We start from the raw sequence: 25,750 nt of genomic DNA on the forward strand, positions 1-25,750 counted from the left end.
GGGGGAGGTGAGAACGGATTGGTAGGAGGTGCGGATGCCCGGTTTCACGCATCTGCACACCGTTTCGGGATTCTCCCTGCGGTACGGGGCTTCCCACCCGGAGCGGCTGGCCGAACGTGCCGTCGAACGCGGCATGGACGCCCTCGCACTGACCGACCGGGACACCCTCGCGGGCACGGTCCGCTTCGCCAAGGCCTGCGCCGAGGCGGGGATCCGGCCGCTGTTCGGCGCCGATCTCGCCGTGCCGGAACACCTCGGGGAAACCGGCCCCGCCCGGGGGCAGGCCCGTCGGCGCACGCCCGTACGGGGCGGTGCGTTCGTCGACGAGTCCGCCCCCCGGGTCACCTTCCTCGCGCGTGACGGCGCGGCCGGCTGGGCCGAGCTCTGCCGCCTGGTCAGTGCCGCGCACACCGCCGAGGGCCGCCCGCTGCTGCCCCGCGCCGAGCTGCCCGCCGAAGGACTCACCGTGCTGCTCGGCCCGGCCTCCGAGATCGGCCGCGCGCTCGGCGCGGGCCGCCCCGACCGGGCCGCGAAACTGCTCGCGCCCTGGCGGGAGATCTACGGCGACGCGCTCCGCCTCGAAGCCGTCCACCACGGACTCAGGGGGACCGGCCCGGGATCGCTCCGGCTCGCCGCGCGCACCGTCGGCTTCGCCGCCGAACAGGGCGTGCAAGCCGTACTGACCAACGCCGCGCGCTACGCCGACCCCGGGCAGGGCCAGGTCGCCGACGTCCTGGACGCGGCGCGGCGCCTGGTGCCGGTGCGGGCGCCGTTCGACAGCGGCGAGCGCTGGCTCAAGGACCCGGACGCCATGTTCAAGATCGCCGAGCGGGTCGCCGAGGCGGCCGGATGGCGCCGCGACGTGGCCCACCGGCTGCTCGCCATGACCGAACAGACCGCCGCCGAGTGCCTCGTCGACCCCCAGGACGACCTCGGCATGGGCACCGCCAGCTACCCCGAGCCGTACCTCGTCGGCGCCGCCCACCGCGCTCCGCAACGGGTCCTCGCCTCGCGGGCCGCGGCCGGCATGGTCCTGCGCGGCTATGCGGGCCGGCGCGCGTACTGGGAGCGGATGCATCACGAGTTGGACATCATCGCGCACTGGGGATACGCCTCCTACTTCCTCACCGTCGCCCAAGTCGTCGACGACGTACGGGAGATGGGCATCCGGGTGGCCGCGCGCGGCTCCGGCGCTGGCTCGCTCGTCAACCACCTCCTGGGCATCGCACACGCCGACCCCGTCGAGAACGGGCTCCTCATGGAGCGCTTCCTGTCCGAGCGGCGGCCGGTGCTGCCCGACATCGACATCGACGTGGAGTCCGCCCGCCGGCTCGACGTCTACCGCGCGATCATCGACCGCTTCGGCACCGAGCGGGTCGCCACCGTCGCCATGCCCGAGACCTACCGGGTGCGGCACGCCATCCGGGACGTGGGCGCCGCCCTGTCCATGGACCCCGCCGTGACCGACAGGATCGCCAAGTCCTTCCCGCACATCCGGGCCCGCGACGCCCGCGCAGCGCTGAACGAACTCCCCGAACTGCGGGCCCTGGCAGGCGAGATGGACCAGTACGGCAAGCTCTGGGAACTCGTCGAGGCCCTGGACGCCCTGCCGCGCGGCATCGCCATGCACCCGTGCGGAGTGCTCCTCTCGGACGCCTCCCTGCTGCGCCGCACCCCCGTGATGCCCACCAGCGGCGAGGGGTTTCCGATGTCCCAGTTCGACAAGGAGGACGTGGAGGACCTCGGGCTGCTCAAGCTGGACGTCCTGGGCGTGCGGATGCAGTCCGCGATGGCCCACGCGGTCGCCGAGATCGGCCGGGCCACGGGCGAGGAACTCGACATCGACGACCCGGCACAGGTCCCGCCGGGCGACGCCGAGACGTACCGACTCATCAGATCCACCGAGACGCTGGGCTGTTTCCAGATCGAGTCGCCGGGCCAGCGCGACCTGGTCGGGCGGCTCCAGCCGTCGACCTTCCACGATCTCGTCGTCGACATCTCGCTGTTCCGCCCAGGGCCGGTCGCGGCCGACATGGTGCGCCCGTTCATCGAGGCCCGGCACGGCCGCGCCCCGGTCCGCTTCCCGCACCCCGACCTGGCGGACGCGCTGCGCGACACCTACGGGGTGGTCGTCTTCCACGAGCAGATCATCGAGATGGTGAACATCATGACCGGCTGCGGCCGGGGCGAGGCCGACCGGGTGCGGCGCGGGCTCTCCGACCCGGAGTCGCAGGCCCGCATCAAGGTCTGGTTCGCCCAGCGCGCCGAAGAGCGCGGCTACTCGCCCGAGGTGATCGCCCGCACCTGGGAGATCGTCGAGGCCTTCGGGTCGTACGGCTTCTGCAAGGCGCACGCCGTCGCCTTCGCCGTGCCCACCTACCAGTCGGCCTGGCTCAAGGCGCACCACCCGGCCGCCTTCTACGCCGGACTGCTCACCCACGACCCCGGGATGTACCCCAAGCGCCTGCTGCTTGCGGACGCGCGAAGGCGCGGGGTGCCGATCCTGCCGGTGGATGTCAACCGGTCCTCGGTCGCACACAGAATCGAACTGGTGTCCGGTAACTGGGGGGTGCGGCTCGCGCTCTCCGACGTCCACGGAATCAGCGAGGCCGAGAGCGCACGCATCGAGGCCGGCCGGCCCTACGCCTCGCTGCGCGACTTCTGGCAACGGGCCAGGCCCGGCCGCCCGGTCGCCGAACGGCTCGCCCAGATCGGCGCGCTCGACGCGTTCGGCGCCAACCGGCGCGACCTGCTGCTCCACCTCTCCGAACTCCACGGCGCCCGCCGCGCCGCGGGCGGCCAGCTCCCGCTGGACGGCGGCACGTCGACGGCCCGCGCCGGACTGCCCGACCTGGACGACGCGGAACGGCTCAGTGCCGAACTCGGCATCCTCGGCATGGACGCCTCCCGCCACCTGATGGAGGACCACACGGCGTTCCTGAACGAACTCGGCGTCGTCTCCGCCAAGCGGCTGCGCGACGCCGAGCACGGCCGGACCGTCCTGGTCGCGGGCGCCAAGGCGGCCACCCAGACCCCGCCGATCCGCTCCGGCAAGCGCGTCGTCTTCAGCACCCTGGACGACGGCACGGGCCTCGTGGACCTGGCCTTCTTCGACGACAGCCACGACGCCTGCGCCTACACCGTCTTCCACTCCTGGCTGCTCCTCGTACGGGGCGTGGTGCAGCGACGCGGCCCGCGCAGCCTCAGCGTCGTCGGCTCGCGCGCCTGGAACCTCGCCGAGCTCGTCGAACTGCGCCGCGAGGGCGGCCTGGACGCGGTCTCCTCCCGCCTCGCGACCCCACCCGAACCGGTCGAGGCGCCCGGATCCACGACCGAAGACACAGCCGGGACCGCGGCCGAGAGCTCCGCCGACAACGGCCGCCGCATCCACCTGTCCACCGGCTACGAACTGAACCCCTGGGCCGACCTGCAGCCTGCCGGTGAACGGGCCGCCACCGGGCGGAAGTTGTGGCATTCGAGCCCGGGGAGCGCGGGATGATCCTCTGTGCACGTTTCCACCTCCCTCCGATGTACGAAGCGGCGCTGCCCGCCCTGATCGCGCTGGCCGAGGGCCTCACCCCGGTCGTCCAGGCACTCCCGCCCGACGGCCTCCTCGCCGACCTGGCCGGCGCCGAGAAGTACTTCGGCCAGGACGCCGGGCAGCTCGCCGCCGTCCTGCGGGTCCGCGCGCTCGCCCACTTCGGCCTGGAATGCGCGATCGGGCTGGCCCCCAACCCGATGCTGGCCAGGATGGCGGCGCGGGACGCCGGACCCGGCACGACCCGCACGGTGCTCCCGGACGAGGTGGACCGGTTCCTCGCCGCGCAGCCGGTCCGTGCCCTGGACGGCGTAGGCCGCTCCACCGCCCGCACTCTCTGCGGGTACGGCCTCGACACGGCAGGGCGCCTCGCCGACGCTCCGCCGGGCACCGTCCAGCGGATCCTCGGCGCCCGGCCGGGCCGCGAACTCCAGGAGCACGCCCGCGGCATCGACCGCACGCCCGTGGTCCCGAACGCCTCCGCACGGTCCCTTGCCGCCGAACGTTCCTTCCCCCGCGACGAGTTGGACCCGGTGCGCCACCGCCGGGCGCTGCTCTCCCTCGCCGAGGAACTCGGCGTCCGGCTGCGCGGCGCCGGTCAGGTGTGCCGCTCGCTCAGCCTCACCGTGCGCTACGCCGACCGGTCCAGCACCACCCGCACCCGCACCCTGACCGAGCCCTCGGCCCACTCACCCGCCCTGGCCGACGTGGCCTACGCCCTCCACGCGGCGCTCGGCCTGCAACGAGCCAGGGTCCGAGGCATCTCGCTGCGGGCCGAGGGCCTGGCTCCGGCCGAACGCGCCGCCCACCAGCTGACGTTCGACCCCGAGGACGAGCGGGCCCGCCGCATCGAGGCGGTGGCCGACCGGGCCCGCGCCAGGTTCGGCCCCCGGGCCATCGTCCCGGGCACCCTGTCGGACGCGGCCTGAGGCCGGCGGGGTCGGGGGCGGGTGCGGGGTCGGGGCAGGGGGTGCCTCCCCGGGAGGCTCGGGCTTGGTCGCTGGTCCCCTCGGCGCGGGGAGCAGCCGCGTTCAGGAAGCCAGCCGTTTCTTGACGTCGGCCACCTGGGGCCCGGAGTCGGTCGGCGGGATCGTCCAGCGGTTCTCGGACTTGGTGGCGTCCGTGTAGACGAGCGTGCCCCCTCCCTTGGCCTGTTCCGGTGTCAGGTCGAAGACCTCGGAACGCATCTGGTAGGTCCCCGGCTCGATCTTGCCGACGCCGCTGTACCCGGTTACCAGGACCTTGTATGCGGTGCCGTTCCCCTCGGCGACGCTCTGCCCGTTGGCTGCGATCCAACGCCAGCCGCCCTTGGTCCCGTTGGCGCCGGCGGGCTCCTCGTCCGCGGCGTTCGCCGTCAGCGAGGCGTCTTTGGTGGTGATGACGACGAAGGTGCCGAACCGTGAGGTCGTTCCATCTCCCTCCCTGGTGTAGACGACGGTCGTGGGTGTGATCTCCAGGATGCCGACGAGCTTGGTCCCCACGGTCCGGGACGGCACACCGAGAGCCAGCGAGGCCTGCCCGGCTCCGGGGTCCGAACCCGGCGTGGCCGAGCCGTTCCCGGGGGTGCGGGCGGGCGTGGGTGTGGTGGCGGACGGCTGCCCGCCGCCGGGCTGAGAGGCCGACGGCTTGTTGCCGGACCCGCCGCCTCCGGGATTGCAGGCGGTCAGGACGAGACAGGCGGTGGCGGCGGTCGCGAGCAGGATCTTGCGCATGGTTCCCCCCAAGGCATTGGCACTCGCCGTGAACGTACCGCGATGGAGGTGGTACCCGGCGTGCGGTCGCCGGACTGGGACGAACGGGGGGCGTGTCGTTGCGAACTCCCTACAAGTGAACCGGAGTTGAGAGGAATCCGGACGACTGGGGACTCGCGCGCCCGGCGCTCCGGGCGGTGCTTCCTCCGGCTGCCCCCTGCTCTGCGGTTCGCGCGCCCAGGGGCCGACCCCGCCTGCCCGACGGCCCCCCGTCCGAACCGGCCTGCCCCGAACCAGCCCTGCCCCGAACCAGCCCTGTCCCGAACCAGCCCTGTCCCGAACCGGCCCTGTCCCGAACCGGCCCTGTCCCGAACCGGCCCTGTCCCGAACCGGCCCGCCAACCCATCCGCTCACGCCCCCGAAGCCAGTCGCGCACCCCCGTCCACCGTCAGTACGACGCCGGTCGTGAAGCTGTTGCCCAGGAGGAAGGAGATCGCGTCCGCGATGTCCTCGGGGTGGCCGCAGCGGCCGGCCGGGGTGGACTTGGCGTAGGCGGCGAACGTCTCCGCCTTCGCGTCCGCGTCCATCCAGTCCCACCAAGGGGTGTCCACTATTCCCGGCGACACCGCGTTGAAGCGGATTGGGGCCAGCTCCACCGCGAGCACCGGGACCATCGCGGCCACCGACGCGTTGGCCGCGGCCAGGCCGGCCGTGCCCGGCATCGCGGCGCCCGCCGAAGCGGCGGTCACGAAGGTGATCGACCCGGTGGGGGAGAGGACGTCGAGCGCGGCCCGCGCGGTGAGGCTGTGGGCGATGAGCTTGCCCTCGGTGGCCTGGCGCAGCGCGTCCGTCGTCACCGAGCGGAACGGGCCGGCGGCCGTGGAGCCGGTCGCCGCGACGACCACATGGTCGACCCGGCCGAGCCCCGCGAAGAACTCCTGCGTCGCCGCCTCGTCCTGGGCGTCCACGACCGCACCGCTCACCTCACCCGGAGCTCCGGACGCGCCAGGGATACCAGGCGCACCGGACGTACCAGGCGCACCAGACGTGCTCAACGTGCCTGAAAGCGCGGCCAGTTCATCCAGTGCGGCCCGCAGTCGCTCGGGGTTGCGGCCGGTGACGACGACGTCCCGGCCCTCGCCCAGCTGGTGTCGCGCCGTGGCCAGGCCGATTCCGGAGGTGCCGCCGACGATCACAACTCGCTCGTTCATGGTGCAGTCCTTCCAGGCCCTCCCGTGCGGGGGCCTTCACGCTTTTCGAGGCTCACTGCCTCGTAAAGAGTATTCCGAGGCATCGTGTCTTGTAAACTGCTCGCATGAAGAAAATCGAGAACGGATCAGGGGGCGGGTCCACGGACGGCTCCCCGCCCCGCGGGCGCCCCCGCAGCGAGACGGCCAGGCGGTCGGTCCTCGACGCCGCACTCGAGCTCTGCCGGCGCGACGGCTACCAGGAACTGACGATCAAGGGCATCGCCGACGAGGCCCAGGTCGGCCGGCAGACCGTCTACCGCTGGTGGCCCACGAAGCAGGACGTCCTGCTCGAAGTGCTGACCGAGCTCCCGCACCGCAGCCCGGCCGAGCTGTTTCCCGACACCGGGGACGTGTACCGCGACGTGGAGGAACTGCTCGGCCACACCTTCCGGCTGACCCGTGGCGCCACCGGCCGGGCCGTGGTCGGGCTGATGGCCGACGCCCAGGCGGATGCCTCGCTCGCCCGCAGGCTGCAGGAGGAGGTGATCGCCCCGCGCCGCGCGGCACTGCGCGAGATCCTCGAACGGGGCGTTGAGCGCGGCCAGTTGCGGCAGGACGGTGCCGCATCCCTGGACCTCGCTGTCGACTTCGCCTTCGGCGTGATGTGGTACCGCCTGCTCAGCGGCCACGCCCCGGTCGACGAGCCGCTCGCCGCGGAGATCGCCGCCGCGCTGGGGCCGCTGCTCGGAAGCGCCGGAAGCGCCGGAAGCGCCGGAAGCCCCGCAGACCCCGGACGTCCCGGACGTCCCGGGAGTGAGGCGGCGGGCCGACGCTGACGACGGGCTCCTGCGGAGCCGTACCGGCACAGCGGGCGGCGCCCGGGAGCCCGGCTCGACGTGAGGGCGTTGCGCCGCGACACGACACTTTTTACTGACGCGTAACTTCACTCCTACGCTACTCGTGCGTAATTTGGCGTGAGCACACCCCGTACGCACCCAGTACGGCACCTCACTTGTGGTCCGGGCCGCAGGGCGAATCCCCCATCGCAACTCCCTTGAGCCGCAAGGAGATCACCCGATGCTGCCCTGGAAACGTGTGCTCAGACCGCTGTCGGCACTGTTGCTCGCCGCCGCGGCCTCGCTCGTCCCGGCAACCGCCGCGCACGCCCAGTCCGCGCCGAGCAGCGGCTGGAACAACTACTCCTGCAAGCCGTCCGCCGCCCACCCCCGCCCCGTCGTCCTCGTACACGGAACCTTCGGCAACGGCACCGACAACTGGCTGGCCCTCGCCCCGTATCTGGTCAACCGCGGGTACTGCGTCTTCTCGCTCGACTACGGCCAGCTTCCCGGCGTGCCCCTGTTCGACGGGCTCGGCCCCATCGACAAGTCCGCGGCCCAGCTCGCCACCTTCGTCGACAAGGTGCTCGCGGCGACCGGCACGCCCAAGGCCGATCTGGTCGGCCACTCGCAGGGCGGCATGATGCCGCGCTGGTACCTGAAGTTCCTCGGCGGCGCCTCCAAGGTCAACGCCCTCGTCGGGATCGCTCCCGACAACCACGGCACCACCCTCGACGGCCTGACCCAGCTCCTGCCGTACTTCCCCGGAGCCCAGGACCTGCTGACGCTCGCCACTCCGGGGCTCGCCGACCAGATGGCCGGATCGCCCTTCGTCACCAAGCTGAACCAGGGCGGCGACACCGTCCCCGGAGTGCACTACACGGTCATCGCGACCCAGTACGACGAGGTGGTCACCCCCTACCGCTCGCAGTTCCTGGACGGTCCCGACGTGAACAACGTCCTCCTTCAGGACAAGTGCGCACTCGACTTCTCCGACCACGTGGCGATCGGTCTCACCGACCGCGTCGCCTATCACGAGGTGGCCAACGCGCTGGACCCGGCGCATGCCACCCCCACCACCTGCGCATCCGTCATCGGCTGACCCGCCGGACCGTGCGACCGTACGGGGCCGCCCCTCCCGGCACCCGGGAGGGGCGGCGTGTGCGTGCGGGTCAGCGGCTGTGGCGGCCCGCCGCCGCGGCCTTGCGGCGCAGCGTCGCGAAGAGCGCCGCGGCGCCTACGGCGATCGCGCCCGCACCCCCTATGGCGAGGTACGGGGTGCTGCTGTCACCCCCGGTTTCGGCCAGATTCCGCGTGTCGGCCGCGACGACCGGAGTGGCCGCCACCCCGTCCGCCTGCGGCCGGGTGCCGGTGGTGCCGGCCTCTGCCGCAGGGGCGGTGCTCGGCTGCGTACCCGTGGCGGCACCGCCGTGGTGGTGCTGGACCGTCGACTTGGACGCGCCGTCCGCGATCTCCTTGTCGGTGGGCGCGGAGGCTGCCGGAGCGGGGGCGCCCGCCGTACCGCTGTCCTTGCCGAACACCACGTCGGAGCAGGTGTAGAAGGCTTCGGGACTGTCCGAGCGCTGCCAGATCGAATAGATCAGATGGCGTCCCGACCTGGCAGGGATCTTCCCGTCGAAGACGTAGTCGCCGCCCTGCATCGGCGGGTCGGTGACCTTGGCGAACGGCGTCGCCTCCAGGTCCGACCACTTCAGGGGCTTCGAGGGGTCGTAGCCGTCCTTGGTGATGTACAGCTCGAACGAGCCCTTGTGCGGGGCCGTTCCCTTGTAGTGGAAGGTGTGGCTGCCCGCCGACAGCTTGGTGGCCGGCCAGTCGCCGCGCGGCAGGTCGAGGCCCTTGTACTTGTCGTTGCCGCCGCTGCACAGCCTGCCGTCCGGGATGATCTGCTTCGACCTGCCCGCGGCGTTGGCCATGTTCACCGCGTTCCAGTCGTAGAAGGCCTGCGCTCCGCTGACCGCGACGGCGGCCTTGCACGCCGCCGACTTGGGGCTCTCCGGACCCTCCGCGTAACAGGCCGAGACCCGGCTGACCGGGTCCGTCATGGAACCGTGGGCCGCGGCGGGCCCGGCCGCGAGCCCCGTCAGGGCGAGCGGCGTGAACCCGAGCGCGGCGCCGACGGCGGCCCTGCGCCGACGGGGTCCCCGCTGCTCGAACGCGGTGGAGAGCTTGGGGAAGGTCATCGTGGCGTACTCCTTCGATGGTGCACGGGCATGGGGCGTGGGGGTCTTCGACTGCCGGATGTCCCGTCCGGCGATCAGCACGCTAGCCCCGGAAAACCGTGAAATCCCCTGCTGGGAGCGGGTGATGGCGATCCTTATGGTCGCTTTAAGGAGCCCCTGAGAGGTGATTAAGAACGGGCCCGCCGACGACGTACCGTGGGCCCATGAACGGTGAGATCCGGCTTGCGACCCCCGACGACGTGCCCCGCGTGAAGGAGGTCACCGATGCCGCCTATCACCCCTACATCGAACGGATCGGTGTCGTCCCCGTCCCGATGGAGGCCGACGACGCGGCGAACGTCGCGGCGGGGCGGGTCTTCGTCACCGGTGACCCGGTCGTCGGGGTCCTGGTCCTCGTCCCCGAGCCGGACCACCTCTTCCTCGACTCGATCTCCGTACATCCCGACGTCAAGGGCACCGGCCTCGGGCGCCGGTTGCTGCACTTCGTGGACGAGCACGCGCGGGCGCTCGGCCTGCCCGAGGTCCGGCTCTACACCAACGCGATGATGTGGGAGAACCAGAAGATCTATCCGCGGTACGGGTACGAACTCGTCGAGCGGCGTGTGGACGGCCCCTACGACCGCCTCCACTACCGCAAGGTGCTGGGCCCGCGAACCGGTGGCGAGGCGGGCCGGGGCTGATCGCCGGTCCGATTGTCAGTGCTGCCTGGCACGATCGGGGCATGGACATCGACTGGGACGAAGAGGCGGACACGTTCGACGAGGAGCCCGATCACGGGCTGCTGGACCCCGAGGTGCGGGCCGCGTGGGACGAGCGCCTCGCGGGGTGGCTGCCGGACCGCGCGGGCGAGCTCCTCGACCTCGGGTGCGGCACCGGGAGCCTGTCGCTGCTCGCCGCGGGGCGGGGCCACCGGATCACGGCCGTCGACCTGTCGCCCCGGATGGCCGAGCGGGCCCGCGCCAAGCTGGCCGGCACCGGCGCCGAGGTGCTGACCGGGGACGCGGCGCGGCCGCCCGTCGAAGGCCGCACCTTCGACGTGATCCTGGCCCGCCATGTGGTCTGGGCGCTGCCCGACCACGAGGCGGCGCTGCGGCACTGGTGGTCGCTGCTGCGGCCGGGCGGCCGGCTGATCCTGGTCGAGGGGGTGTGGGGCGACACCGGCATACCGGCCGGGCAACTCCTCGGCGCCCTCGGCGAGTTGAAGGCCGAGGCGCGCTATGAGCGGCTGTCGGGGGACGCGCGGTTGTGGGGACGCGAGGTGGACGACGAACGGTATGCGGTGGTCGCCTCGGCGGCGGCGCCTGCCGCGGCCTGAGCGGGGCCGGCCGAGGCGCGGAGAGTGCGGGCTGCGGCGCGCCGCCGACGCGCGAAAACGCCGGGTCCGCAGGGGGGCGTCCCCCTACCCGGGACAGGTCTCAGTCGATCAACGCCGTGAACTGCCCCAGCTTCGCCAGGAGTTCGAGCTCGTCCAGGGCGGCCACGGCGCGGGCCGCGGCCTCGGGGTCGCGTTCGGTCAGGCCGCTCTCGGCGAACTCGTCCTCGTCCAGGCGCAGTACGGTCGCGCCGTCGGCCGAGACCCAGAGGTCGAGGTCCAGGTCCTCCGCGATCAGCTCGCCGCCCTGGACCACCGCCGGGCGGGTGATGTCGCAGTACCAGCCCTTGAGCGCCGAGTCGGTGTCGCGGACCTCCTTCACGGCGTACCAGCGGTCGCGCCAGTAGTGCTCGGTGAACACATCGCCCGGCTCGAACCGTACGAAGCCGAAGTCGCGGGTGCCCTCCACCGCCCAGGGGGCGTGCACGGTCAGCCGGGTGCCGTCGTCGGACACCACCGACGCCGGGTAACGCAGCTTCGTGCGACCGGCCTTGACCAGGACGACCTCGATACGGGTGCCGGCCTCGGCTGAACTCGCGGACATGACGTACCTCCGTGGCACATATCTGGTAGCGGAAGGATTCGCACGGTACGCGGGGGCGCAGTCCGGGTGCCTCCCATTTTCGCCCCGCCCGGGGCGCTGCCCGTTTCGCCGAGCGCGGCCGCGGGGGAGAATCGGGGCTGTGACCCTCAAGATCGTGATTGACCAGGGCGTGGCCACCGCGCCGTACGAGCAACTGCGCGCCCAGATCGCCGACCGGGCCCGGTCCGGGAAGCTGCCGGTGGGCTACAAGCTGCCCACGGTCCGTGGCCTCGCGGAGGAACTCGGGCTCGCCGCGAACACGGTGGCCAAGGCGTACCGCGCCCTTGAGGCGGACGGGGTCGTCGAGACCCGGGGGCGGAACGGGACGTTCGTCGCGGCGGCGGGGGACGCGTCCGAGCGGCTCGCGGCGGTGGCCGCGGCAGCGTATGCGGGGGAGGTGCTGCGGCTCGGGCTCGGCCGGGAGGCCGCGCGCGCCGCCGTCGAGGACGCGTTGAGGGCGGCGTACGGGAAGTAGGCGCCTGCGGCGGGCCTGTTCCCCGTCCCACCCCACCCCTTCCCGAAAGCCTCCGGCGGTGAGAGTGCCCGTCGGGTGCGGGTCGTGGGTGGCTGGTCGCGCAGTTCCCCGCGCTCCTTCCGGGGTGCAGGGGGCTGCAAAGGTACGGGGGCCAAGGGCACAGGCACAAGGGGCTACAAGTACAACCCCGCGTCCGCCCCCGCCCGCTGGTCCGGCACCGATGCCGGGGTCGTTCCACGGCGCAGGGCGTACAGCTCGGCCAGGGTGGTGCCGTCGCGGGCGATGCCCTCTTCCGTGCCCAGCCAGCCGACCGCCTCCGTCCGGGTCAGTGGGCCGACCTCGATGCGGGCGAGGCAGCGGCCGGGGCGTACCACCGCGGGGTGCAGGCGCTCCAGGTCCTCGTTGGTGGTGACGCCCACCAGGACGTTGCGGCCCTGGCCGAGCAGGCCGTCGGTCAGGTTGAGCAGCCGCGAGAGGGCCTGGCCCGCCGTGTGCTTGGCCTCGCCGCGGATCAGCTCGTCGCAGTCCTCCAGGAGGAGGAGGCGCCAGCGGCCCTTCGCGCTGCCGTCGTCCTCGCCGATCGCGATGTCCATCAGATAGCCGACGTCGTTGAAGAGCCGCTCCGGGTCGAGCACGCAGTCCACCTGGCACCAGTCGCGCCAGGACCGGGCCAGGGTGCGCAGCGCCGAGGTCTTGCCGGTGCCCGGCGGCCCGTGGAGCAGGAGGAGGCGGCCCGCGATGTCGTTCGGGGTCACCTTCATCAGGCGGTCCATCGCGTCGGCCACCGGCGCCGTGTAGTTGGGCCGCACCTCGTCCCAGGTGCCGGCCGCGATCTGCCGGGTCGTGCGGTGCGGGCCGCGCCGCGGGGACACGTACCAGAAGCCCATCGTGACGTTCTCGGGCTGCGGCTCCGGCTCGTCCTCGGCGCCCTCGGTGGCTTGTTTCAGGACCTGGGCGGCGAGCTCCTCGGTGGTCGCGGTCACGGTCACATCCGCGCCCCGGTTCCAGCGCGAGACGAGCAGCGTCCAGCCCTCGCCCTCGGCGAGCGTGGCGCTGCGGTCGTCGTCGCGGGCGGCGCGCAGCACCTTCGCGCCGGGTGGCAGCAGGCTGAAGCCCTTCTTGACCCGGTCGATGGACGAGCTGTGCGAGAACGGCTGCTCGCCCGTGGCGAAGCGGCCGAGGAAGAGCGCGTCGACCACATCGGAGGGCGAATCGCTGTCGTCCACGGTCAGCCGGATCGGCAGTGCGGCTTCTGGGGCAGGGGACATGCCCCCATGATCCGGCAACAGGCCCGCGCGTGCACCTGTTTTGTCCCGTTGAGGGTCGAGGGACGTTCTGTCCCTGTTCAGGTAAAAACTGGCCGGAATGCCATCTACCGCCGATACGCTGCCCCGTGATGGAACGTCATCGTGGAACCACCGTCCGCAGCCGCAGGCCCGACAGGGCGACCCGGCCCAGGACCCCGGCGGTGCTGGTCGCCGCACTCCTGGCCGCGCTCGCCCTCATCCTGACGACGGGCGGCTGTACGAGCAGAAACGCGGGCGAGTCCGGACCCGGCCGGACCGGCGCGAGCAACACCGACCCCGCGCTCGGCTGGGGCTTCACGCACACCCAGTACAGCGCCGACACCGGTGACGACGACGCCGTGCGGCGCGCCCGTGACCTGCTCTCGGCGCAGGGCCTGCCGCAGAACCAGGCGATCATGGGCTGGGGCGCGGGCAACCCCGAGCCGTCGCCGGGCACGTACGACTTCTCGGATCTCGACCGAAGGGTCAAGTACATCCGCTCCACCGGGGCCACCCCCGTCATCACGCTGTGCTGCGCGCCCGACTGGATGAAGGGCGGCCGGGCCGGGGCGAGCAAGACGGACTGGAGCGTGAAGGCGCTGGAGTCGGCGCCGCTGCCCACGCACTACAAGGACTTCGCCGCGCTGGCCGCGAAAGTGGCCCAACGCTATCCGGACGTACGGCACTTCATCGTCTGGAACGAGCTCAAGGGCTTCTACGACGACACCGCCCAGCGCTGGAACTACGAGGCCTACACCCAGCTCTACAACCAGGTCTACGACGCGCTGAAGAAGGTCGACAAGGACAATCTCGTCGGTGGGCCCTATCTGGTCATGGACAGCTATGGGCCGCAGGACCAGTCGTACGCGTCCCGTCTCAAGGGCCCCTGGGGCTCGGTCGACCAGCGGGTGCTCGATGCCTTCACCTACTGGAACAAGCACAAGAAGGGCGCCGACTTCGCCGTCGTCGACGGCGCCAGTTTCACCCGCACCAACCAGATGCTGCCCAACGCGTTCGGCGCCACCGACAAGCTGACCGCCGTCACCGAGTGGGTCCGCAAGCAGTCCGGTCTGCCGGTGTGGTGGGCCGAGTACTACGTCGAGCCCGACAAGTCCGGCTGGAGCGAGCAGCAGCGCGTCGCCACCCAGGCCGCCGGCCTGATGGCCCTGGCGCGCGGCGGCACCGGCACCGCCTTCTACTGGAGCCCCGAGGGGCAGAGCGGGGCGTGCCCCGGCTGCCTGTGGACGCCGACCCAACAGGACGACGGGGGGAAGGAGTTGCCCATGTACGCGCTGATCGCCAAGTTCGCCAAGGCCTTCCCGCCGGGCACCGACTTCACCACCGTGAGCATCGCCGCGGACGACGTGCCGAACGTGCGCGTGCTCGCCAGCGGCAAGGACGTGCTCGTCGTCAACACCCTCGACCGGTCCATCGACGCCAAGGTGGACGGCAAGTCGTTCCCGATGGCCGCCTACGAGGTGCGCTGGCTGACCCGCTGAGGCTCGGCCCGCAGCACCCCGAACAGTTTCACCGCCGCGATCGCCGCGATCACCGAAAGGCTCGCGACCTCCGCGATGCCCACGCCCGTCAGGCCCAGCGGAGGCAGCAGCGCCAGCGTGGACCCGAGCACCAGGACACACAACGCGCCCTGGAGACAGGCGAGTCCGGCCGTACGGCTCCGCGCGCGCAGCACCGCGAAGTACAGCTCGATCACCACGCGCAGCAGTGCCCCGACCACCAGCCAGCGCAGCAGCGCCGTGGCGTGATGGGCGTACCCCTCGCCGAAGACGTGCAGGATGTGCGGTGCGAAGGCGAAGAGGAACGCGCAGATCGGCACCACGATCTTGACCATGCGGAGCAGCGCGGCCCGCGCGTTGCGGCCGAGCCGCTCGGGATCGTGCGCCCCCTCGACGGTCAGCGAGGCGCCCATGTTGATGGCGAGCAGCTCGACGGTGCCGCCGATGGTCGCGGTGATGTAGAAGTACGCGTTGTCGGCCGAGCTGATCTGCGACGCCACGATCACCGGCACGAGATAGACCACGGCGAGCGCGAACAGCGAGCCCGTGTAGTCGCCGGCCAGGAAGCGGCCCAGCTCCCGGTAGCTCGGCGGCCGCGCGGTGTGCACGGTGAGCTCCACATGGCGGGGGACAAGGCGGCGGAACACCAGCCAGCCCAGCGGCATCACGGACACCGCGATCGCCGCGACCCACGAGACGAACACGCCGCTGGTCGGCAGCGAGGCCGCGATCGCCACCAGGAGCACCAGCTTGACCGCAGAGAACGCGGTGTTGCCGACCGGCACCCAGAACGCGCTGCGCAGCCCGGTGAGGACCCCGTCCTGCAGCGTCAGGATCGACCAGGCGATCACCGCCGCGATGAACCCGAGCCCCTTGAACGGGCCGTGCAGGAACCGGTACGAGGGCCCCCAGAAGTCCAGCGTCTCCATGAAGACCAGCGCGGCCACCCCGACGACGCACGCGCTCAGCGCATAGGTGCGCAGCACCAGGCGGCCGGTGGCGGCGCCCGACACGGGGATGAAGCGGGCCAGCGCCCCGGTCAGGGTCAGCGCGGTGATCCCGGCGAGGAACTTCATCGCGGCGATCGCCGCCGAGCCCTGGCCCACCGCGTCGTCGGTGTAGTACCGGGCGGCGATCAGCCAGAAGCCGAGCCCGAGCACCGCGCTGATGCCCGTGTTCAGCATCAGGGCGTAGGCGTTGCGGAAGAGGGGAGTGCCCCGGCGTTTGTCCGGGGTCGGAGCAGAGAGGTCCTGGGCGGTGCTCACGTCGGCCACGGGTACCGCTCACCTTCTGGATCTGGTCCTGGTCGGTCGTTCTCTCAGCCGCCGCCGAGCCTGCGCCCGGCCCGCCTGGCCCGGCGGACCACGGCGTAGCCCTTCGTCAGGACGCGGTCGCCGGCGAAGGTGCGCGCGATGTCGCGGCCGGTGCCCGCGACGAGCCGCTCGAACTCGTCGAGACCGGTGGTGCGCCGCACCGTCACCCGCTCCAGGGCGTACGGACCCTGGCGCCGCTCGGCGAGCGCGTTGCCCACGGCGAGCGCCTGGGCGAAGCCCGCGGAGCGCACCGTGCGCCGCACCCGCCGGCTGGAGTAGCCGTACGGATAGGCGAACGAGACGGGGCGCCGGCCGAGCTCGTCGGTGAGGATCTCCTTGCACCGCAGCGTCTCGAACCAGAGCCGCTCATCGGTGAGTTGGTCCATCTGCGGATGGCTGTGGCTGTGCCCGCCGATCTCGCAGCCGCCCCGGGCGAGCTCGCGCACCTGGTCCCAGTCCAGCATGGTGTCGAGGGCGCCTCCGTCGTCGTATGCGCCGCGCAGCCAGCCCGTGGAGACGAAGAGCGTGGATGCGAAGCCGTGCTTGGCGAGGACCGGCAGGGCGTGGCGGTGGACGCCCTCGTAGCCGTCGTCGAAGGTGATCAGGACGGGGCGGCGTGGAAGCGCTCCCGCCGTGCGCCAGGCGTGCGCCAGCTGGGCCGTGGTGACCGGGGTGCACCCGAGCTCGGCGAGCAGCTCCATCTGGTCGGCGAAGGCGTCCGGCGAGACGGACAGGCCGAACGCCGCCCTCGCGGGGCTGTGTGCCACCGAGTGGTACATGAGGATGGGCACGGGCCCCGTCCGCGCAGCCGTCATGCCGCCTCGCCCTCCTGGTCCGGCTCCGTCGCCGGTACGCGCTCGATGGGGGCTACGGCGAAGGTGACCCCACCCCTGAGCGCCCGTACGGTGCCGAGCAGATAGCCCCCGGTCGCCACCGCGACGCCGGTCACGATCGCGCCCGCGCGCCCGGCGCCGCCGGCCCGGCCGAGGACCGCGTCCCGCACGCCGCGCACCACACCGGCCGGAAGCACCCGGGTCGTGTAGCGCCGCTCGGACTCAAGTCCCTTGCCGGAACCCACACTGCGGGCCACCAGCGCCTTGGAGAGGCCCTCCGCGTACGCCCTCGTACGGAAGTAGCCGAAGCGTTCGCGGGCCGCGGGCACCCGGTGGTGGATCACCGAGCGGTCGTCGATGAGCAGTACCGCGTCGGGCAGCGCCTTGCTGAGCCGGATGCACAGCTCGGTCTCCTCGCAGCCGAGCGGCCGCTTGTCGCCGTCGCGGCCGATGCCCGTCGCGAAGCCGCCCGCCGCGTCGAAGGCCGACGTACGGAAGGAGGCGTTGCCGCCCAGGACGTTGCGGACCTCGACGCGGCCGGGCGGCAGCCCCCGGTAGGTGCAGCCGACGATCCAGTCGAACTCCTCGGGGAACCAGGCGGGCCTGCGCCCCGAGGCCCAGGCGGGCATGGTGCGGCCGCCGACCGCCATCACGCGCGGGTCGTCGTAGCCCTCGGCGAAGTGCCGCAGCCAGTCGCGCTCGGCCACCGCGTCGTCGTCGAGGAAGGCCACGAACTCGCCGCGGGCCACCGAGATCGCCGTGTTGCGGCCGGCCGAGAGGCCGCGGGGGCCCGCGTTGGCGAGCACCCGCACCTCCCCGGACGCCGCGTACTCCTCGAACTCCTTGGCGAGCCGGTCCAGGAGCCGCTCGTTGTGGTCCACCACGAGCAGCGTCTCCAGGGCCGGCAGCGACTGCGTGCGCACCGAGGAGACCGCCGCCAGGATGTCCTCCCAGCGGTCCTCGGTGTACACGCAGATCACCACGGAGAAGTGACGCTCCGTCAAGACACCTCTCCCCGTCGTGTGTTCAGGAAGACGGCCTGCGTGCGCCGGTGTGCCCGGGGCACGGCCTTCTCCCGGAGTATCACCTTCAGGACGCGGATGCCGTCGCGCACCGCGCTGAGATTGGAGACACCGTGGATCCGGTTGTACTCGTAGCTCGGGACCTCCTGGACACGCAGGCCCGCCTTGACGATCCGGATGTTGATCAGGGTCTCGATCTCGAACCCGGAGCAGTCGAGCACGATCTTGTCCAGGCAGTGCTTCCAGAAGGCGTTGTAGCCGTAGCAGAGATCGGTGTACCGGGCGCCGAACTTGCGGTTCACGATGCCGCACAGGACGGCGTTGCCGAGCTTGCGGATCGGGGTCATGTCGTCGGTGCCGCCGCCGTTGGCGAAGCGGGACCCCTTGGCGAAGTCGGCGCCGCCCACCAGCGCGGAGACGTAGCTGACGATCTCCTCGCCGTCCGCCGAGCCGTCCGCGTCGACCATGACGATGATGTCGCCGGTGCAGGCGGCGAAGCCACTGATCAGGGCGTCGCCCTTGCCCTTGCCGACCTGCTTGACGACCTTGACGTCGGGCCACAGTTCGCGGGCCACCTGCACGGTGTTGTCGGTGGAATTCCCGTCGACCAGGACGACTTCGTGGATCCAGTCCGGAAGTGTCCTGAACACATGCGGAAGATTCTCGGCCTCATTCATGGCCGGGATCACGACGCTCACCGGAGGTGCAATGGCGAGATTCGCCGAAACCGGTCGATACGCAGCGGATATTCGACCGGCGGTCACGGAATCCGAGTGACCGTTCGGCGATTCCGCAATTAATTGATCTTGGCCCGGAACGGCCGGGCGCACGGAAGGAGTCATGATGAGTCTCTGTCCCTCTCGTCCGGTGGACCGCCCGCCCCCGGGCAGTCCGGATGAGTTTCCGGTTACGAAAGGGGGGTTCTCACCCCGGTCATGACGGCATGGCACACCGCGCTGATTGGGTGAGCTGGCTTTGCTGGCCGCGCGGCCCGTGTTCCGGCCCACGCATGGCGAAGACCGAGCACGGCACCCCCCTACCGCGCCCCGCCCCGGAATCCATCGCGACGCTTGAGCCCTCCCCTGGCGTCGTTGTGCATGATGGTCCGTTGCGGGTGGATGTAAGACGGTATTGATGATGGGGACTGTATGGCAAGACCTCGGCCGAGGCCTCACGTTTCTGTGTTTTTGACCGGACTTTCACGGTCACATTCGGAGCGATTCACCCCCGCCCCCAGCAGGAAGAGGAGAAGGCTGATCACGCCCACGGCTGCGATGCCGTTCCGGGTCGACCAAAGGTGCAGACCTGCCATGCTTTCGGCGGTCAGCACATCGATGAGTACTGCTCCTGATAACGACGCCACCGTGCGGGCGAGCGGTTCCAGTCGGCGCAAGGCGAATACGGCCGCTTCCGCGGGTGCGGCCACCAGGTAGAAGAGCGCGAGCGGAGCGCGCAGCGGAGAGTCCAGGCCGGCGAAGGCCAGGACGGCACCCACGGCCGAGACGGCGAGTGCCGCTCCCGCGAGGACGGGCGGCAGGTCGGCGGCGATGGACGCGCCCACTGCCGATCTGTCACTGATGGTCTGCATTGGCGACGGTTCCCCCCGATGCGCCGGATGCGAGGCTTCAATGTGACGCAGTCCGGACAGTCCCGTCAAGACGACGATTCGGGTGTGGTGAACGGGACTTGACGGTCAGTCAGCGGAGTGTGGTGCTCCGGTGAAGGATTACTCGCGAGTTGCTGACGGATCGGCAGATAGCCGCAGATGTCCGTCGGTTGTTCTTGGCATGGACACTTCCCGTGCTCTGTGGGGGCTGGTACCACTGCCGTGGCGGAAAACCCGCTACAAGGAGGTTCCATGAAACTGTCCCGAATCGCGGCATATGCATGGGCGCTCGTGCTGGCTGTCGCGCTTTCCCTCACCGGGGCCGGCGTGGCCGCAGCGGCAACCCAGGCGGCCGGATCCCACTACGTGGCCCTCGGCGACTCGTACTCCTCCGGTGTCGGAGCCGGGAGTTACGACAGTTCGAGCGGCAGCTGCAAGCGCTCCACGAAGGCCTACCCGGCCCTGTGGGCGGCGGCCCATTCCCCCGCCTCGTTCGACTTCACCGCGTGCTCCGGAGCCCGTACGGGTGACGTGACGGCGAGTCAGCTCGGCCCGCTCAGCTCCACCACCGACCTCGTCTCGATCACCATCGGAGGCAACGACGCCGGCTTCTCGGACGTCATGACCAACTGCGTCCTGTACTCGGAGTCCACCTGCCTCAGCAAGGTGGCATCGGCCCGCGCCTACGCCGACTCGACGCTGCCCGGTCTGCTCGACTCGGTGTACTCGGCGATCAGCTCCAAGGCGCCCAACGCCCACGTCGTCGTCATCGGCTACCCGCACTTCTACAAGATCGGCGGCAACTGCGTCTCGGGGCTCAGTGACAGATCCCGCTCCGCGATCAACGGCGCCGCCGACGAGCTCAACTCGGTGACCGCCAAGCGCGCCGCCGACCACGGCTTCAGCTTCGCGGACGTCGTGCCGGCCTTCACCGGACACGAGATCTGCTCGGGCAGCCCGTGGCTGAACAGCGTCGTCTGGACCAACATCGGCGAGTCGTACCACCCCACCGCGGCCGGCCAGTCGGGCGGCTACCTGCCGACCTTCACCAACGCGGCCTGATCCTTTCGTTCATCCGCCGGGCGGAGCCGAGACCGGCGGCGAGTACGAGGAGGAGGCCCCGCCCGTCGGGGTCTCCTCCTTGCAAGTGACCTTGTACGCCCCGGAGTCGGACGAGGCTTTCACCGGCCGGCGCACCTCGACATGGAGTTCGTTGGAGCCGCTGTGCTCCGGCGTCTCGGTGTGCACCACCTGCCGGGTGCGCGGCCCGCCCGAGGCGAACGAGAGCGTCTTCCACCCCGGGTCCGAGGACTGGCCGTCCTTCGTGACCCAGCGGTACTCCACATCCACCGGCGTACGCCCCACGGTGAAGACGGCGACCATCGAGGGCGCCTGACCGTTCGGCGCCGGACACGCTCCCTCGTAACTCCCGCGCACCACCTGGAGGTTGACCTCCACCGACTGGGCGGGTGGCGACGAGGAGGCCGAGGGGGAGGGGCTCGTGCTGCTCGGCGACGAGGACGGGCTGTTCTTGCCGCTCGTGGCGCCGGACGTGCCCGGCACCTGCGAGGAGTGCGACACCGAGGGCGCCGGCGAGGCGCTGCCCGGCGAACCCCCGGGCCCCGACTGCCCGTTGTCCTTCACCAGCGCGTACACGAGCCCGCCGAGCGCGAGCAGCAGCACCAGGATCCCGGCGAGCAGCACCGCCCCCGTGTGCCGCGAGGGCTCGGTGTGCTGCGCCGGCGTCGTGCCGCCGGGAGCGGCCGCGGGGAGCGGCATCACGGGCGTCGGCGGCGCGCCCGGAGCTCCGGCCACCACCGTCGTCGCCTCGGACCCTCCCGTCGGAGCCCGCACCGAGCCGCCCGCCGCCACCACCCGCAACTGGTGTTCGGCCTCCGCGCCCGCCCAGCGCTCGGCCGGGTCCTTGCGCAGCAGCCCCTCGATCACCGGCGCCAGCGGACCGGCCCGGCGCGGCGGCGGCAGCGCGTCGTCGACCACCGCCCGCAGCGTGGACAGCGGGGTGTCCTGCCGGAACGGCGAGTTGCCTTCGACGGCCGCGTACAGGAGCACGCCGAGGGACCACAGGTCGCAGGCCGGCCCCGGCGTGCGCCCCAATGCCCGCTCGGGTGCCAGGAATTCGGGCGAGCCGACGACCTCGCCGGTCATGGTGAGCGTCTGTGTCCCCGCCACCGTCGCGATGCCGAAGTCGGTCAGGACCACCCGGCCGTCGTTGGCGAGCAGCACGTTCGCCGGCTTCACATCGCGGTGCAGCACCCCCGCCTCGTGCGCCGCCCGCAGCGCCGCGACCACCTCGGCGCCGATGCGCGCGGTGCGCTGCGGACCCAGCGGGCCCTCCGCGTCCAGGACGTCGGACAGCGCGAGGCCGCGCACCAGCTCCATGACGATCCAGGGCCGCCCGTCCTCGGTGGCCACGTCGTACACGGTCACCACATTGCGGTGCGAGATCCGGGCCGCCGCCCAGGCCTCCCGCTCCAGGCGGGCGTAGAGCCGCCGCACCTCGGGGGAGTCGAGCGATGCCGGGGCCAGGACCTCCTTGACGGCGACCTCGCGGCCCAGGACCTCGTCCCGCGCACGCCACACGACGCCCATGCCGCCCCGGCCCAGGGGTGAGAGAAGCCGGTAGCGCCCCGCGATCAATCGCTGCTCACTGCCCGGCACTTCGCTCACTGGCGAGCCCCCCATCCGCGGCGGAGAAACCCTTCCAAGTTAGCTCAGGGGCGGGCCGGTGCCGCCCCCTTGAACGGCAATCCGTACCCCGTACGAACACAGGTCGCGACTCTGCGTGATGAGCAGTCAGGGAGGTGTCCAACTCGCCCTGGAATCAGCGGTATTCGGAGCGTAGTTGTCAACCTGCGGCCCCTCAAGGTGAATCCTGCCACCGGGATACACGAGTGTGATGCGGGGGCGATAGGGTTAACCTGCCCGGGGCCGGGTGCCCTCGTACGGGTGGGGAGTGACATGGAACAGATAACAGTGCGCAGCAGGGCGCGAGTGCCTGCCATCACCTGCGGGAGCAGTGCGACCAGCTCGCGGCTCGACCGCCACCTCTCGGTGCTCGGCGGCCCTGCCGTCCCGCAGCGCGAGGCGGCCGAGGCGACGCTGCTGATGCGCGAGCTGACCTCGCGTGATGTTGCGCACACCCGCAAGAGCAAGAGCGCTCGCGTCTCGCTCTTCGCGCCGCTGCGGCGGCTGCGCCGCTCGCTCTTCGGCAGCCGCGGCTGAAACCACCCCCGACTCCCGGCGCCCCGCGTTCAGGCGATCACGCCGTCCCGGCGCAGCTCTGCCACCTGCTCGTCCGTCATTCCCAGGGCCCGCAGTGCAGCGCGGGTGTGCTCGCCGAGTGCGGGCACCGCACCCATACGCGCCTCCTGGCTGCCGCCCAGATGGATGGGCGGCAGCAGCGCCCGCAGCGGCCCCACCGGTGACTCCACCTCCCGCCAGCGGCCCCGTGCCGCCAGCTGCGGATGCGCGGCCACGTCCTCGACGGTGTTGAGCCGGGCGCAGGCGATCCCCGCAGACTCCAGTCGGCCGACCGCTTCGGCCGCCGTGAGCCCGGCCAGCGCCTGCGCCACCACCTCGTCGGTCCTCGTCCGGTGCGTGACCCTCGCCGCATTGGTCGCGAAGGCCGGATCGTCCGCCAACTCCGGCCGTTCCAGGACGAGTTGGGCAAGACGCCGCCATTCCCGGTCGTTCTGGACCGAGAGCAGTACCTGCCCGCCGTCGGCCGTGGGATAGGCGTCGTACGGCGCGATCACGGCGTGCGCGACGCCGGTGCGCGCCGGTTCGGTGCCCCCGTGCATCACATGGTGCAGCGGATGCCCGAGCCACTCGGCGAGCGCCTCCAGCATCGAGATCTCCACCGGCCCGCCGCGTCCGGTCGTGCCGCGACGCACCAGGGCCGCCAGGACGCCCGAGAAGGCGTACATGGCGGCCGCGATGTCGGCGGCCGGGATCCCGGCCTTGACGGGCTGCTCGGGGGTCCCGGTGACCGACACCAGACCCGCCTCGCACTGCACCAGCATGTCGTAGGCCCGCTTGTGCGCGTACGGGCCCCCGGAGCCGTAGCCCGATATGTCCACGGCGACGAGCCGCGGGTGCGCCGCGCACAGGGTGGCCGCGTCCAGGCCGAGCCGGGCGGCCGCGCCGTGCGCGAGGTTCTGCACGAACACGTCGGCGCCCGCGATCAGCCGCTTCAGCACGTCCAGGCCGCGCGGGTCCTTCAGGTCGAGGGCCACCGACTCCTTGCCCCGGTTGCACCACACGAAGTGCGAGGCGAGGCCGCGGGCCGCGGTGTCGTAGGCGCGGGCGAAGTCGCCGCCGTCGGTGCGCTCGACCTTGATGACGCGGGCGCCCAGATCGGCGAGCTGGCGGGTCGCGAACGGCGCCGAGACGGCCTGTTCGACGGCGACGACGGTGATGCCTTCAAGGGGCAGCGGCTGAGTGCTCATAGCCGTACCTATCGCGTACGGACCGCCCTTGTCACCCCTTGGCCCTGCTCAGCGGCCCGAATGCGCGTAGCGGCGTACCGCGAGCGGCACGAAGACCAGCAGCAGGAAAGCGCACCAGGCGAGCGAGCCGGCTACCGGGTGGGCGACCGGCCAGGCGGCGTCCGCGGCGGGCGCCGCGTTGCCGCAGAGGTCGCGGACGGCCGAGGCGACGGCGCTGATCGGGTTCCACTCGGCGATCGTGCGCAGCCAGCCGGGGAGCTTGTCGGTGGGGATGTACGCGTTGGAGAGCAGCGGCAGGATGAACGTAGCCGAGCCGAGCTGCCCGGCGGCCTCCTCGCTCTGTGTCAGGAGCCCGAGGAACGAGCCCATCCAGGTGGTCGCCAGGCGGAGCAGCATCAGGAGCCCGAAGGCGCCGAGCGCGCCCAGCGGCCCGTTCTCGACCCGCCAGCCCACCGCGAGCCCCACGAGCATCAGCGGAATCATGCCGAGCGCGGTGGTCAGCAGATCGGCCGCGCTCTGGCCGACCGGCACCGCGGCCCGGCTCATCGGCAGGGTGCGCAGCCGGTCCATCACACCGCGGTGCGAGTCCTGCGCGGCCTGGAACATCCCGGTCATCAGGCCGCCCGCGGCGGTGGCCACCAGCAGGCCGGGCACCAGATAGGCCCGGTACTGCTCGCCCGGCATGGCGAGCGCGCTGCCGAAGACGTAGCCGAAGAACAGCAGCATCGTGATCGGCATGGTCTGGGTCAGGATCAGCACGCCGGGCGCGTGCTTGATGCGCTGGAGCTGCCGGCCGAGCATGGCCGTGCTGTCGTACGCGAGCGAACTCATGTCACAAGCTCCTTGCGGGAGTCGGCGGTGTCGGTGAGGCGCAGGAACACCTCGTCGAGGGTGGGCGGGCGCAGGCTCGCGTCGAGGACCGGGACCCCGGCCGCGTCCAGCGCGCGCACGATGCGGGGCAGGGTGAGCGTCGCGTCCATGGAGACCGCGCCCACCGTTCGTTCGACGGCGTCGAGCTGGGGCTCGGAGCCGGTCAACTGGTCCAGAACGGCCGCCGCTCGGGGCATTTCTGCCTCGCTGGTGACGACCACCTGCGCGTACGAGCCGATCCTGGCCTTGAGCTCGGCGGGGCTGCCGGTGACGGCGGAGCGGCCCTGGTCGATCAGGACGATGTCGTCGGCGAGCTGATCGGCCTCCTCCAGGTACTGGGTGGTGAGCAGCACGGTCGTGCCCTCGGCCGCCAGGGCGCGCACGGCGGCCCAGATCCGGTTGCGGCTGGCCGGGTCGAGCCCGGTCGTGGGCTCGTCGAGGAAGAGCACCCGGGGGCGGGTGAGCAGGCTCGCGGCGAGGTCGAGGCGGCGCCGCATGCCGCCGGAGTACGTGCCGGCCGCGCGGTCGGCCGCGTCCAACAGGCCGAACTGGTCGAGGAGTTCGGCCGCGCGCTCACGCCCGGCCGCGCCGCGCATGCCGTGCAGTTTGGCGAACAGCTGGAGGTTCTGCCGCCCGGTGAGCTCGACGTCCACCGAGGTCGACTGGCCGGTGACGCCGATCTGCCGGCGCACCGCGTCCTGCTGGCGCACGACGTCGTACCCGGCCACCCGGGCGGAGCCCGCGTCCGGCGCGAGCAGTGTGGTCAGCAGGCGTACGGCCGTCGTCTTGCCCGCGCCGTTGGGGCCGAGCACCCCGCAGACCGTGCCTTCGGCGACCGCCAGATCGAGTCCGCGCAGCGCGTGGACCTCGCCGAAGCGCTTCTCCAGACCTTCACTAAGTACAGCGTACGTAGTTGTCATGCGGCACACCATAGCGCACTACGTACGG

The 25,750-nt window shown here is 71.7% G+C and carries 22 protein-coding genes and 2 pseudogenes; 10 read left to right on the forward strand and 14 right to left on the reverse strand.

Annotated features, from left to right (window positions below; all coding sequences use genetic code 11):
• Positions 1-34: 34 nt before the first annotated feature.
• A complete protein-coding gene (locus tag ABD346_RS17100; RefSeq protein WP_344375708.1) occupies positions 35-3,499 on the forward strand; it encodes a DNA polymerase III subunit alpha in 3,465 nt (1,154 codons plus the stop codon).
• The gene (locus ABD346_RS17105) at positions 3,496-4,467 is read left to right on the forward strand and encodes a DNA polymerase Y family protein (RefSeq protein WP_344375709.1); all 972 of its coding nucleotides are present in this window, start codon (positions 3,496-3,498) and stop codon (positions 4,465-4,467) included. The genes ABD346_RS17100 and ABD346_RS17105 overlap by 4 nt, the downstream gene beginning before the upstream one ends.
• A gap of 102 nt (positions 4,468-4,569) precedes the next feature.
• Here the strand turns inward: ABD346_RS17105 and ABD346_RS17110 are convergent, their stop codons facing one another.
• Positions 4,570-5,250 (reverse strand): hypothetical protein, encoded by a 681-nt coding sequence (locus ABD346_RS17110; RefSeq protein ID WP_344375711.1) that lies wholly within the window; start codon positions 5,248-5,250, stop codon positions 4,570-4,572.
• Positions 5,251-5,639: 389 nt separating this feature from the next.
• A complete protein-coding gene (locus ABD346_RS17115; protein WP_344375713.1) occupies positions 5,640-6,440 on the reverse strand; it encodes an SDR family oxidoreductase in 801 nt (266 codons plus the stop codon).
• 104 nt (positions 6,441-6,544) lie between these two features.
• Between ABD346_RS17115 and ABD346_RS17120 the strand changes: the two genes are divergently transcribed.
• Entirely contained in the window at positions 6,545-7,255 is a 711-nt protein-coding gene (locus ABD346_RS17120; protein ID WP_344375715.1) for a TetR/AcrR family transcriptional regulator, read from the forward strand.
• A 241-nt stretch (positions 7,256-7,496) separates the two neighbouring features.
• Complete coding sequence (locus ABD346_RS17125) at positions 7,497-8,357, forward strand: esterase/lipase family protein (RefSeq protein WP_344375717.1); 861 nt, start codon at positions 7,497-7,499, stop codon at positions 8,355-8,357.
• 70 nt (positions 8,358-8,427) lie between these two features.
• Here ABD346_RS17125 and ABD346_RS17130 read toward each other — a convergent pair whose 3' ends face one another.
• A complete protein-coding gene (locus ABD346_RS17130; protein ID WP_344375718.1) occupies positions 8,428-9,456 on the reverse strand; it encodes a lytic polysaccharide monooxygenase auxiliary activity family 9 protein in 1,029 nt (342 codons plus the stop codon).
• A 203-nt stretch (positions 9,457-9,659) separates the two neighbouring features.
• On the opposite strand from ABD346_RS17130, the gene ABD346_RS17135 reads away from it, so the two are divergent.
• Together ABD346_RS17135 and ABD346_RS17140 are read left to right on the forward strand one after the other, a co-directional pair.
• Entirely contained in the window at positions 9,660-10,136 is a 477-nt protein-coding gene (locus tag ABD346_RS17135; protein ID WP_344375719.1) for a GNAT family N-acetyltransferase, read from the forward strand.
• Positions 10,137-10,177: 41 nt separating this feature from the next.
• Positions 10,178-10,759: pseudogene (locus ABD346_RS17140) on the forward strand (class I SAM-dependent methyltransferase); the annotation flags it as partial.
• 112 nt (positions 10,760-10,871) lie between these two features.
• On the opposite strand, the gene ABD346_RS17145 reads toward ABD346_RS17140, so the two are convergent.
• A complete protein-coding gene (locus tag ABD346_RS17145) occupies positions 10,872-11,372 on the reverse strand; it encodes a ribonuclease FAU-1 family protein (protein ID WP_344375720.1) in 501 nt (166 codons plus the stop codon).
• Between the two features lie 139 nt (positions 11,373-11,511).
• Here ABD346_RS17145 and ABD346_RS17150 point away from each other — a divergent pair, with 139 nt between their 5' ends.
• A complete protein-coding gene (locus ABD346_RS17150) occupies positions 11,512-11,886 on the forward strand; it encodes a GntR family transcriptional regulator (RefSeq protein ID WP_344375721.1) in 375 nt (124 codons plus the stop codon).
• Between the two features lie 173 nt (positions 11,887-12,059).
• Here the strand turns inward: ABD346_RS17150 and ABD346_RS17155 are convergent, their stop codons facing one another.
• Positions 12,060-13,154, reverse strand: a complete 1,095-nt coding sequence (locus ABD346_RS17155) for a DUF5925 domain-containing protein (protein ID WP_344375722.1) — start codon at positions 13,152-13,154, stop codon at positions 12,060-12,062.
• Between the two features lie 128 nt (positions 13,155-13,282).
• Between ABD346_RS17155 and ABD346_RS17160 the strand changes: the two genes are divergently transcribed.
• Entirely contained in the window at positions 13,283-14,671 is a 1,389-nt protein-coding gene (locus tag ABD346_RS17160) for a xylan 1,4-beta-xylosidase (RefSeq protein WP_344375723.1), read from the forward strand.
• Here the strand turns inward: ABD346_RS17160 and ABD346_RS17165 are convergent.
• The 5 genes and pseudogenes from ABD346_RS17165 to ABD346_RS17185 all read right to left on the reverse strand — a co-directional run.
• Positions 14,671-15,873: pseudogene (locus tag ABD346_RS17165) on the reverse strand (lipopolysaccharide biosynthesis protein); the annotation flags it as partial. The gene ABD346_RS17160 and the pseudogene ABD346_RS17165 overlap by 1 nt on opposite strands.
• Before the next feature lie 134 nt (positions 15,874-16,007).
• Positions 16,008-16,817, reverse strand: a complete 810-nt coding sequence (locus ABD346_RS17170; RefSeq protein WP_344375724.1) for a polysaccharide deacetylase family protein — start codon at positions 16,815-16,817, stop codon at positions 16,008-16,010.
• Positions 16,814-17,839: a glycosyltransferase family 2 protein gene (locus tag ABD346_RS17175; protein ID WP_344375725.1), complete on the reverse strand. Its 1,026-nt coding sequence runs from the start codon at positions 17,837-17,839 to the stop codon at positions 16,814-16,816. Before ABD346_RS17175 ends, ABD346_RS17170 begins: the two co-directional genes overlap by 4 nt.
• A complete protein-coding gene (locus ABD346_RS17180; RefSeq protein ID WP_344375726.1) occupies positions 17,836-18,699 on the reverse strand; it encodes a glycosyltransferase family 2 protein in 864 nt (287 codons plus the stop codon). Before ABD346_RS17180 ends, ABD346_RS17175 begins: the two co-directional genes overlap by 4 nt.
• Before the next feature lie 329 nt (positions 18,700-19,028).
• A complete protein-coding gene (locus tag ABD346_RS17185) occupies positions 19,029-19,418 on the reverse strand; it encodes a hypothetical protein (RefSeq protein WP_344375727.1) in 390 nt (129 codons plus the stop codon).
• Positions 19,419-19,715: 297 nt separating this feature from the next.
• Between ABD346_RS17185 and ABD346_RS17190 the strand changes: the two genes are divergently transcribed.
• Positions 19,716-20,525 carry an SGNH/GDSL hydrolase family protein gene (locus ABD346_RS17190; RefSeq protein WP_344375728.1) on the forward strand — a complete coding sequence of 270 codons (810 nt, stop codon included), beginning with the start codon at positions 19,716-19,718 and terminating at the stop codon, positions 20,523-20,525.
• Between the two features lie 9 nt (positions 20,526-20,534).
• Here ABD346_RS17190 and ABD346_RS17195 read toward each other — a convergent pair whose 3' ends face one another.
• Positions 20,535-22,166, reverse strand: a complete 1,632-nt coding sequence (locus ABD346_RS17195) for a serine/threonine-protein kinase (protein WP_344375729.1) — start codon at positions 22,164-22,166, stop codon at positions 20,535-20,537.
• 276 nt (positions 22,167-22,442) lie between these two features.
• On the opposite strand from ABD346_RS17195, the gene ABD346_RS17200 reads away from it, so the two are divergent.
• Entirely contained in the window at positions 22,443-22,706 is a 264-nt protein-coding gene (locus tag ABD346_RS17200; protein ID WP_344375730.1) for a hypothetical protein, read from the forward strand.
• A 29-nt stretch (positions 22,707-22,735) separates the two neighbouring features.
• On the opposite strand, the gene ABD346_RS17205 is transcribed toward ABD346_RS17200, so the two are convergent.
• From ABD346_RS17205 to ABD346_RS17215, 3 genes are read right to left on the reverse strand one after another with little or no spacing between them, the layout of a single operon-like run.
• On the reverse strand, positions 22,736-23,932 hold the full coding sequence (locus ABD346_RS17205) for a CaiB/BaiF CoA transferase family protein (RefSeq protein ID WP_344375731.1): 1,197 nt from the start codon (positions 23,930-23,932) through the stop codon (positions 22,736-22,738).
• Positions 23,933-23,980: 48 nt separating this feature from the next.
• Positions 23,981-24,763: an ABC transporter permease gene (locus tag ABD346_RS17210; RefSeq protein WP_344375732.1), complete on the reverse strand. Its 783-nt coding sequence runs from the start codon at positions 24,761-24,763 to the stop codon at positions 23,981-23,983.
• Positions 24,760-25,722: an ATP-binding cassette domain-containing protein gene (locus tag ABD346_RS17215; protein WP_344375733.1), complete on the reverse strand. Its 963-nt coding sequence runs from the start codon at positions 25,720-25,722 to the stop codon at positions 24,760-24,762. Before ABD346_RS17215 ends, ABD346_RS17210 begins: the two co-directional genes overlap by 4 nt.
• Positions 25,723-25,750: the final 28 nt, after the last annotated feature.

It is taken from the genome of Streptomyces mauvecolor, assembly GCF_039532965.1.
GTDB lineage: Bacteria > Actinomycetota > Actinomycetes > Streptomycetales > Streptomycetaceae > Streptomyces > Streptomyces violascens.

Bases quoted from the DNA above. Each gene is read 5' to 3' on its own strand.
- ABD346_RS17180 (WP_344375726.1), bottom strand. From the start codon at position 18,699: ATGACTCCTTCCGTGCGCCCGGCCGTTCCGGGCCAAGATCAATTAATT.
- ABD346_RS17110 (WP_344375711.1), bottom strand. From the start codon at position 5,250: ATGCGCAAGATCCTGCTCGCGACCGCCGCCACCGCCTGTCTCGTCCTG.
- ABD346_RS17200 (WP_344375730.1), top strand. From the start codon at position 22,443: ATGGAACAGATAACAGTGCGCAGCAGGGCGCGAGTGCCTGCCATCACC.
- ABD346_RS17100 (WP_344375708.1), top strand. From the start codon at position 35: ATGCCCGGTTTCACGCATCTGCACACCGTTTCGGGATTCTCCCTGCGG.
- ABD346_RS17130 (WP_344375718.1), bottom strand. From the start codon at position 9,456: ATGACCTTCCCCAAGCTCTCCACCGCGTTCGAGCAGCGGGGACCCCGT.
- ABD346_RS17125 (WP_344375717.1), top strand. From the start codon at position 7,497: ATGCTGCCCTGGAAACGTGTGCTCAGACCGCTGTCGGCACTGTTGCTC.
- ABD346_RS17210 (WP_344375732.1), bottom strand. From the start codon at position 24,763: ATGAGTTCGCTCGCGTACGACAGCACGGCCATGCTCGGCCGGCAGCTC.
- ABD346_RS17105 (WP_344375709.1), top strand. From the start codon at position 3,496: ATGATCCTCTGTGCACGTTTCCACCTCCCTCCGATGTACGAAGCGGCG.
- ABD346_RS17145 (WP_344375720.1), bottom strand. From the start codon at position 11,372: ATGTCCGCGAGTTCAGCCGAGGCCGGCACCCGTATCGAGGTCGTCCTG.
- ABD346_RS17170 (WP_344375724.1), bottom strand. From the start codon at position 16,817: ATGACGGCTGCGCGGACGGGGCCCGTGCCCATCCTCATGTACCACTCG.
- ABD346_RS17155 (WP_344375722.1), bottom strand. From the start codon at position 13,154: ATGTCCCCTGCCCCAGAAGCCGCACTGCCGATCCGGCTGACCGTGGAC.
- ABD346_RS17215 (WP_344375733.1), bottom strand. From the start codon at position 25,722: ATGACAACTACGTACGCTGTACTTAGTGAAGGTCTGGAGAAGCGCTTC.
- ABD346_RS17120 (WP_344375715.1), top strand. From the start codon at position 6,545: ATGAAGAAAATCGAGAACGGATCAGGGGGCGGGTCCACGGACGGCTCC.
- ABD346_RS17190 (WP_344375728.1), top strand. From the start codon at position 19,716: ATGAAACTGTCCCGAATCGCGGCATATGCATGGGCGCTCGTGCTGGCT.
- ABD346_RS17115 (WP_344375713.1), bottom strand. From the start codon at position 6,440: ATGAACGAGCGAGTTGTGATCGTCGGCGGCACCTCCGGAATCGGCCTG.
- ABD346_RS17160 (WP_344375723.1), top strand. From the start codon at position 13,283: ATGGAACGTCATCGTGGAACCACCGTCCGCAGCCGCAGGCCCGACAGG.
- ABD346_RS17205 (WP_344375731.1), bottom strand. From the start codon at position 23,932: ATGAGCACTCAGCCGCTGCCCCTTGAAGGCATCACCGTCGTCGCCGTC.
- ABD346_RS17195 (WP_344375729.1), bottom strand. From the start codon at position 22,166: ATGGGGGGCTCGCCAGTGAGCGAAGTGCCGGGCAGTGAGCAGCGATTG.
- ABD346_RS17135 (WP_344375719.1), top strand. From the start codon at position 9,660: ATGAACGGTGAGATCCGGCTTGCGACCCCCGACGACGTGCCCCGCGTG.